We start from the raw sequence: 8,314 nt of genomic DNA, 5'->3' as shown, positions 1-8,314 counted from the left end.
GGGAATGGCGATGCGGCTTGGCCGATACGGCAGGTACACCCCCACCGCCTCACCGGTCGGCACGGGTTCAGCAAAGACGGTGTAGCCGATATCGAGTGCGGTGAGAGACTGGGCGGCCTTGCCGATCGGGGTCGAAAGCCGGGGTCTGCTCGAGAGACCGCCGAGCAGGGATGCGCGCGCACGGGTTGGTGCAAGGCGTGCTGGGGAGCGTCGCGGGGTTTCCGTAACGCTGGCGGCAGAAGCGATGATCGTCGCAAGCGCTTCGGGGAGTGAGTTGCACCGAACGATTGCGACGTCATCCTGAAAAGCTTTTTCCAGAACGATGAGCTTCACGGTCTGGCTGGTGCCATGTTTGGCATAGGCATTGGCGGGCAGTTCGACGTGGAGCGTGATCGCACAGCCCTCAGTCGCCTTCGCCCAGGCGCGGCTCGATGTATCCACGCGATCGGGAAGGATAGCAGCGCAGCGCCCCTCGGCATCAAGCCGTTTCAGAGCGGAGCGCAAGTGGCGGAACGCGGCAAGCGGGTCGGCATGTCGACCGATGCTGCGAGAGAAGGGAGGGTTGATGAGCACGGCGGTCGGGCGGATCGACAGCGGCAGCAGATCGTTGATGAGTTCGCCATCGTGGCGATTGACCGGTGCGGTGGGGAATGCTGCCTGGAGCATGTCAGCGCGCGCGGGATCGATCTCGTTGAGGACAAGTTTGGCGCCAGCGCGCGCGGCGAAAACGGCCAGAAGCCCGGTGCCGGCGGAGGGCTCCAGGACGGTATCGGCTGTGGTGATGCGGACGGCGAGTGCGGCAAGGTAGCCAATCGCGGCCGGTGTCGAAAATTGCTGGAGCGCGATCTGCTCTTCGCTGCGCACAGTATGCGTCGGGAGGGATGCGGTGAGCGCGGTCAGGGCCGCCAGGCACTCGGCGGGCTCTTGCGGCAGGTCGAGCTTGGCGAGGTGCAGGACCTGGGCCAGCTCCAGCACATCATAGGCATCGCGGAGTGACCAACGCCCGTCAGCGGCAGTTGAACCATACGCGGCTTCCATCGCCTGGAGCAGGCCATGTCGGTCCACGCTGTCGCCTTTGCGCAGCTCGGCATAGACCGCGTTTGCGGCGGTAATGGATGGTTCGGTAAAATCGAGTTCGAAAGCAGCGGCTGAGGTGCGCATTGTAGGCCTCCATTGCATCGTCCGGTGCTCATCACCGGATCAACAAGCCGGAGGCCTCCTCTCCTCTCGTCAGTGGGAGTGGAGTTGGATCACGTTGCGAGGAATGGCGTTGCGGGCAAGCCGATCGCGCAGAGCATCGTTCCAGTCGTCATGCTCGGATGGGAGCCACTCCTCGACCCTTCGCCCGTTGGCGCTGAGATGCTCCCCTGCCCTCTTCAGGCAGATTTTGGCCGCCTTGTTGCGCTGACCGAAAACTATGACGCGCTTCACATGGGACGGTATGCCGACATGGGCATAGCGCTCGGCACCAAGCACGGCCCAAACCGGCAGTTGGAACCAATCGATGGCGGACAGGGCATCTTCGATCCCTTCGGCGATGCCCAGAACGTCATCCGGCTCACCAAACCGCACGCTGCCCGAGCCGAGCAGGCCCAGCGCCAGCTTGGGCTTGTGGAAGGGCCGCCGCAAAATGTCTGTGGGATCAAGAAAAGTCCGGTGGACCGCGACCAGGCCCAGCTCATTTCTCACTGCGGCGATCATTGCGGGAAGGCTGCGCCGATCCTTCCCCTTCCCTATGATCGTTTGCGGATTGAAGCGAAGGTCGGGGGTCGGGGCATTAAGGCCCCGAGCGTGAAGATAGGCTTCAGCCAGTGTTCCGGCGATGGGGATGCTGTGCTGCCATAATGACCTGGCCAAACCACTCAGATCGCGTGACGGCGCGCGCGGTTCGACATGGACCGGCTCTCGATCGTGCAAACCCTGACGATCGAGAGCCTTGAGGATCTCGGTCGATGTGCATCCCGCAAAGCATTTGAACAGGATCGCCTTGGTGCCGAGGCGGACCGAAAGACTGGGGGAATGATCGTCATGGGCGGGGCAACGGCACTCTCCGCGCGATCCAGACCAGCGTCCGCCCAGGCTCTCAACGATCTGCTTGGCGCGAACCGCCGCGTCGATGGTGGCTGGCATAAGCGAAACTCCTATCGAAAATTTAGGTTCGCTCGCGCATGCCCCCTCCCCTCTTGCCCGATCGGCGCTGCCTCCTACGGCCTATGCCGCCTTCGCCGCGAGCACACCGAATTCTTCGACGATCCGGTCGGTCGTGTAGTGGGTGGTGCCGTCGCGCTCGTAGGATGTGTCTCGGAGCCGTCCGGCGATCCGCACTAGATCGCCAACCTGGGCCTTCTCATCGATATATTTGCGCTGGCCGTCGCTGAAAATGACGACGCGGTTCCAGTAGCTGTCCTCGATCCACTGGTCGCCCTCTCCGCGGCGGCGATAGTTCGCGCATACCGAGATGTTCGTGACCTTAGGCTTGGCGTCGATCTCACCGATCCGTCCGATGATCTCGAATTTGGCAAAATTGATCATGCGAGCTCCTCACTGGGTCTACCTGTCTACGGCAAAGCGGTGATCCCGCTGCTGTTGCGCCGAGCCTTTGGTCGCAAAGTGGATCCTAGCTGCGAGCGAGACACGCATGCTATCTCGAAAGGTGATATGCACGGTATCCCCCTGGATAGGGGGAAGGCAGATCTCAGAGCCAACTCTTGATGCTACCCCAAGCTGCACGATGCGCTTTGGAGGATTGTCCGCGTGACGCCGACACTTTAGTGCCAATAAAACAATGGCTTACGCTGAATTCGCTGACAGTAGGGAGCGACCGAATTCACCTCATGCTCAGGTGTTCAGTCCCCTCCCCTTTTTCCTCCTGCCGATAAATGAGACAGAATCGTCCAAGAGCATTTTCAACGTGAACGGCTCGGAGATCATCGGTCAGTCGTCAGGCCGACTCGCCCTCCGCTCAGCGTACCGTACGACGAAAGCGTCCCAGACGCGAAGCCACTCCTTTTCTGAACGCGGTCTCTTAATATCGGGAAATCCGGCGCGGAACGCATCGGCCATCGTATCGACGGACCACGGTTTTCCCTTTGTGAGGCCGATCTCTCGGAACACTGATTCGCGAGTGCCAAAACTGAGAGACCCCGATGGGAATCTGAGCAGAGGTTCAGCGTCCTTTGCAGCGGCTACTGCAGGCTCGCGACGGCCCTTGACCGATGATCTCGGTGCCGTTTCATCAGCCGCAGCGCCGATCAGCCGTAGGTGGGGTCCCACGAGCTTGCGTTCCATCGGCGCTGGCGACGGGTGTAGAACTACTTTCCGACCCGATAGGTCAACGTTTGCATTCGGGTACACCGCCGATACGATCTGCATCGTCTCACGAACGGTTTGGCGAAAGCGTTTGCTGTCAGCCTCGTTGCCGAGATGTTTGGCGAGCTGGTCCCACGAAATCACCTGGCCCTTGTCGGACCCAATCCGCGGCAAACGGTAGGCAAGATAGGTGTAAAGGTCTAGCGCCGTCGGCGTGCCCTTGAGCTCCCGGATCGCGACCTCGTTCAGCGGGACCGCGTGATCGATGAGATGGCTGTAGAACGCTTCCGACATGCGGATTTCGCGCGCAAAAGAGCCATTCTTGTCGAGTGACCCGGCATATTCGTTGGAGATTTTGACGTCCCGCACCGCAAAAGCATTACCGTCGGCTTCGGTCCCGTCCCAGCGGATCTGCCATTCGCACGCCAGCAGCCGATCGACCTGCTCCCGCATGAGGTTTGCCGTACCGCGTGGACCATATGATACGGTTTGGTAGCCCAGGCGACGCATCCATTCGGTGAAGTTTCTGCCGAGATAAACGTCGCGCGACTGCTTCATGACCGCTTGCGACAAGAGGTAGATCAAGGCGACGCGAGGATAAGCGCCATAGGGTACGCCGAGGCTGCGCATGACCGACTTGCCATCAATGTTTTGGAGCACGGGCCTCGGATTGATAGCGAGCGCGTATTTGCCGTCTTCCCGAACGATCGGCTGGGTGTCGTCCTTGGGCCGCTTCGTTGGCAGCGACATTGCGCAAAGCGCGGAATGGAGGAACGCTGGTACAGGCTCCTCGTCCTGAACGCGGAGAAAGGCGTCGATTGTTAGCTGGGTGCCAGCGGAAGTGGCGAGCTTACGCACGCCTTCTTCTCCGCCGGTGAGCATGGCTAATGCGTACTGGTGCCCTAGCGGCTTATGCTGATCTCCATTCATGGTCTGCCCTTCCCCCCGAATCTGCCGGGGGCTGTGATAGGCAGGTTTCAACAGGTTTGGTGAGGTAAATCAACCCCGTTGGCAGTTTAGACGGGAAATAGGGCCCGAGACTTGCAAACTTACCGATGATGTCGGTGCCGTTTTCGCCTTCTGCTTACTCCTCGCTCTTCAAAATCTGAAAATCAAAGCGATTCGCGAATCGGATTTTTATAGGTTGATTCTAAGTATAGGTATGGGCTCCGAGATCATCGGTCGAGCCGCACCGACATCATCTATTTCTCGCACCGACATCATCGGAAAGTACCGAGATCATCGGTAGTTATCCACAGGTCGGTTGCGATGCATCGTTTTTTGGCACCGAACAACGCCGCCAGTCAGAAGCGCTCCGAGATCATCGGTCGCGGCACCCTTTGCGTTGGCCGCTGCGCTAGCAAATCGGCCAACGGCTCGGAGATCATCGGTCAACTTGCAAGTTTGATGGCCAATTCGTTGATCAAAACTGCCAACGCGGCTATTGAGGCTCATCAAACCCACAGAAGCGGACCCCTATGGCCACTGATGCAACCTTAGCTCAACCGGAAGACCTGATCGAGGGCGGCTTGGACGTCCTGCATCGAAAAGCGCTAACGATCCTTAAACGGATTCGCGACAGCGCGGTCGATCCCGAGACCGGCAGCAAACGCGGCCCAACTTTTCCGATCTCGAAAGCTGCGGCGCTCGTCGGCCGCACCGCCTCGGCGATCAGAGAAGCTGAGCGCGACGGACGCTTGCCTAGCCGTGATCGCACCGCCTCCGGCCACAGGGTGCAATATACCTTGGAAGAACTTGACCATATGCGTGAGGTATTCGGCACCCGCCCCTGGAGGGAGCCGACCGACACGCCGGCGATCATCTCGGTGTGCAACTTTAAAGGTGGTGTCGGAAAATCCACGATTGCGCTGCATCTGGCGCAGCACTTTGCGATCAATGGCTATCGGGTGCTCTTCATCGACTGCGATAGCCAAGCGTCCTCGACGATGATGTTCGGGTACCGGCCCGACGTCGATCTTGAGGAGGAAGACACGCTCTACGGGCACTTCCATAACCCCGAGCTGCTCGGCGTGCGCAAGATCATCCGCAAGACACACTTCCACGGCCTCGACCTCATTCCGTCGAACCTGAGGCTTTACAATCTGGAATATGAAATCGCCGGTTACATGGCGAAGAACCAAAACATGGAAATTATCGATTTGATTGCTGAAGCGATCGATACGGTGGTCGACGACTACGACATCGTGATCATGGACCCGCCACCCGCGCTCGGCATGGTGTCGATGGCCGTGCTGCAGGCTGCGAATTCGATGGTCATCCCGGTGCCGCCCAGCCTCGTCGATTTCGCATCGACAGTCTCCTTCATTGATATGACCCGCACGACTATGAAGCAGCTTGAGAAGCTCGCGGGGCGGGGGCGTCCCGCCTATAATTTCATTAGACTGGTGGGCAGCCGAGTGGATGAGACTAAGTCGATGCATCGGGAAATCCTGTCGATGATGCGGCAGGTTTTCGGCGGCTCGATGACGCAGTCGGTGATGGTCACCAGCGCGGAGATCGACAATGCGAGCTCGCGGATGAAGACGGTGTTTGAACTCGAAAAACCAGTGACCTCGCACGAGGTTTATAACCGGTGCATGAAGCACTTGAACGAGGTTTGCCGCGACATCGAACAAGATGTTCTGCGGACTTGGGCCAGCAGGGCAGGGGACCAAGTCTGAAGTTGCCACGTGGCAACGGTGCATCAGAGAAAGCCATCAGAGTGCCGATGTGGCCCTTGCGCGAATGTTGGTTGCCACGTGGCAACCGAGAACTAAATCAAATAAAAACAAGATATTGAGACATCAGAGATGCAACGCCGCCGATCAGATATTTCCCGTTGTAACGGGCCAGCGTCCGGTGAGTTGCCACGTGGCAACTCCTGCATTTTGGATGGTCTGATGCCGGCGCAAATCCAAGAAGGAGCGAGCCTATGAGCAAGGGTAACAAGGGCTTCGGCGCCATGTTCACGGAGGGACTCGACGACGAGGAATCGCTCGACAAATCGGCGCCGGCCGAAGGCATCATGGCAAGCCGTAGCCAGACCCTTGCACGCTTGGCGACCGGGAAGTCTGTGGCAGACAGGACCGAGTGGATTGATCCCGCGAAATGCCGCCCGTGGCGGATGCACAACCGCGATCTGGACCATTTGACCGAGGACAGTTGCCGCGACCTGATCGACTCATTCCTGTCCGCCAAGAAGCAGAGAATCCCGGCGATCGTTCGCCGCCTCAAGGATGATCCCGACCACGAATATGAGATCATCGCCGGGGTCCGACGCTGGTGGACAGTGCGGTGGCTGCGCGACCATCACCATCCCGAATATGACTATCTGATCACGATTCAGAACGTCACCGATGAGGAAGCGTTTCGCGTCTCCGACGTCGAGAACCGGTCGCGCAAGGACATCTCAGATTGGGAGCGCGCAAAGGAATACAGCGTCGCGCTAGCCGAGTTTTATGACGGGTCGCAATCGCAGATGGCCGAGCATCTCAACCTGTCTAAGTCTTGGCTCAGCCGCATGCTCGACGTCGCTCGTTTGCCGGAGGAACTGGTCAAAGCATTTTCGGACACGCACGACATCACGGTCCGGGTCGCGCGGGACATCAAGCCCCTCGCCGGCGATCCCCAAGCCTTTGTCAAGATGCGAGACGAGGCCGATCGGATCGCGGAGCAGCGCTCGGGCGAGGGCTTGAATCTAAGCGGGCCTGAAGTCGCGAAGCGTCTGGTCAAAGCCACGGTGGCACCCCTCCCAAAGCCCGCCGGCGAGAAGGAAGTGATGGGGAAGGGGGGTAAGGTGATCTTACGCTACACGAAGGCGAGGGGAGGGGGCCTCACGATCAAGGTGCCTGCCAAGTCCGGTGCGAGTCCCGCCGAAGTGCTCAAGGCCATTGAAGGCCTTCTCTGACTGGGTCGAACGAGACCGATGGGGCTGGGAGCATGCCGCGCTTCGGGGAGATTGGCTACGTTTGCTCATCGCCGACGTGCGAAACTACGCCGAGGCGGGCGAGCATGGCGTCGAGCTCAGCCATCTCGGCATCAAAGCGGGACAGAGACGGATCGAGCGCCTCGCTCACTTTGGGAGGCTCCACCGGTCGACCGACGGGACGGCGCGCGAAGCCGAATGCTACTGCAAGGTCAGTGACGAGATAAGTCCTCCAAGCTTGCCGTCCGCTGATTTCCACCAGCAACCCGGCATCGGCGGTGCGTGCCAGAAGTTTCCCCGCTCCAGATATGCTCAACTCGAGCTGCCGAGCCACAACTCGCGGACTCGTAACCGGTCGAAGCTGCAAGAACGCGAGAAGCGGGAAAAGCTTGCCGGGGCGAAGGGTGTTGCCCGCTACGGCCGCGGCGCGAAGGCGATGTTCCTCCATGGCATCGAGCCGTTGGAGGCCCGTTGCCGCGGCCTCGGCAATCTGGCGAAGAAAGCGCGCGACGATGGCCTCACTGTCCCGCGGCGTCAGTCGAAGCGCTTTGTCAGCAATGGCGAGGCAGGGGAGGGGAGTGGCCGTTACCTCCATCGAATGAAGTAGCCGGGGCAAGTTCAGCCAACTTGTGATTGATCGGTCCGCGCGAGCATGGCGACCGAGCATCTCGAGCGCACGCAGGAGGGCAGGGCGGTTGCGCCAATCGTCCGGCGTGGCTGTCGAATAGGCTACGTCATCTCGCCAGTGGTGAATGGAGCGATCCTTCAGATCGGCCTGCCACCGCGACAGGTCGCCAGCGTCTTCTGAAATGGACGGCGGACTGATCCGACCAGGGATAGAGACACCGCATTCGCGAGCAAAAATGTCAATTTCTTCGATTTCTGCGCTTTGGCCCCGAAGCGAGGCCGCATAGCCTGTCCAAACCGAGCGTTGGCGCCATGCATTCGCGACAGGTGTCAGCCGACAAAATAGGCTACATTTCAATAATATCATGTAATATCAATATATTACATCGGATGCTCTGCGAGTAATTCTGTCTAGGGCAATATACACGTCGCGGTGTTCGACAAAATAAGCTA

The 8,314-nt window shown here is 59.6% G+C and carries 7 protein-coding genes and 1 pseudogene; 4 read left to right on the top strand and 4 right to left on the bottom strand.

Features of this window, described 5'->3' with window-relative positions:
- The 4 genes and pseudogenes from WA070_RS03315 to WA070_RS03300 form a co-directional block, all read right to left on the bottom strand.
- Positions 1–1,161: pseudogene (locus tag WA070_RS03315) on the bottom strand (methylase); the annotation flags it as partial.
- Positions 1,162–1,230: 69 nt separating this feature from the next.
- Positions 1,231–2,130, bottom strand: coding sequence for a DUF7146 domain-containing protein (locus WA070_RS03310; protein ID WP_422632743.1), 900 nt, complete (start codon positions 2,128–2,130; stop codon positions 1,231–1,233).
- Positions 2,131–2,211: 81 nt separating this feature from the next.
- Positions 2,212–2,532 (bottom strand): single-stranded DNA-binding protein, encoded by a 321-nt coding sequence (locus tag WA070_RS03305; RefSeq protein WP_021243468.1) that lies wholly within the window; start codon positions 2,530–2,532, stop codon positions 2,212–2,214.
- A gap of 402 nt (positions 2,533–2,934) precedes the next feature.
- Positions 2,935–4,239: a replication protein RepA gene (locus WA070_RS03300; RefSeq protein ID WP_340266551.1), complete on the bottom strand. Its 1,305-nt coding sequence runs from the start codon at positions 4,237–4,239 to the stop codon at positions 2,935–2,937.
- 548 nt (positions 4,240–4,787) lie between these two features.
- Here WA070_RS03300 and WA070_RS03295 point away from each other — a divergent pair.
- From WA070_RS03295 to WA070_RS03280, 4 genes are all read left to right on the top strand, one after another.
- A complete protein-coding gene (locus WA070_RS03295; protein ID WP_041380274.1) occupies positions 4,788–5,990 on the top strand; it encodes an AAA family ATPase in 1,203 nt (400 codons plus the stop codon).
- Positions 5,991–6,241: 251 nt separating this feature from the next.
- Complete coding sequence (locus WA070_RS03290) at positions 6,242–7,216, top strand: ParB/RepB/Spo0J family partition protein (protein WP_422632742.1); 975 nt, start codon at positions 6,242–6,244, stop codon at positions 7,214–7,216.
- Between the two features lie 61 nt (positions 7,217–7,277).
- A complete protein-coding gene (locus WA070_RS03285; RefSeq protein WP_422632741.1) occupies positions 7,278–7,841 on the top strand; it encodes a hypothetical protein in 564 nt (187 codons plus the stop codon).
- 45 nt (positions 7,842–7,886) lie between these two features.
- Entirely contained in the window at positions 7,887–8,042 is a 156-nt protein-coding gene (locus tag WA070_RS03280; protein WP_422632740.1) for a hypothetical protein, read from the top strand.
- The last annotated feature ends 272 nt before the right edge of the window (positions 8,043–8,314 follow it).

It is taken from the genome of Sphingobium sp. (genome assembly GCF_049304695.1).
In the GTDB taxonomy this organism is placed as follows: Bacteria; Pseudomonadota; Alphaproteobacteria; order Sphingomonadales; family Sphingomonadaceae; genus Sphingobium.
Note: the sequence above shows the minus strand (reverse complement) of the source record. Positions and strands in the feature narration are given on the sequence as shown.

Excerpts from the sequence above, each read along its gene's own strand:
- WA070_RS03295 (WP_041380274.1), top strand. The coding sequence starts at position 4,788 with ATGGCCACTGATGCAACCTTAGCTCAACCGGAAGACCTGATCGAGGGC.
- WA070_RS03300 (WP_340266551.1), bottom strand. The coding sequence starts at position 4,239 with ATGAATGGAGATCAGCATAAGCCGCTAGGGCACCAGTACGCATTAGCC.
- WA070_RS03305 (WP_021243468.1), bottom strand. The coding sequence starts at position 2,532 with ATGATCAATTTTGCCAAATTCGAGATCATCGGACGGATCGGTGAGATC.
- WA070_RS03310 (WP_422632743.1), bottom strand. The coding sequence starts at position 2,130 with ATGCCAGCCACCATCGACGCGGCGGTTCGCGCCAAGCAGATCGTTGAG.
- WA070_RS03290 (WP_422632742.1), top strand. The coding sequence starts at position 6,242 with ATGAGCAAGGGTAACAAGGGCTTCGGCGCCATGTTCACGGAGGGACTC.
- WA070_RS03280 (WP_422632740.1), top strand. The coding sequence starts at position 7,887 with ATGGCGACCGAGCATCTCGAGCGCACGCAGGAGGGCAGGGCGGTTGCG.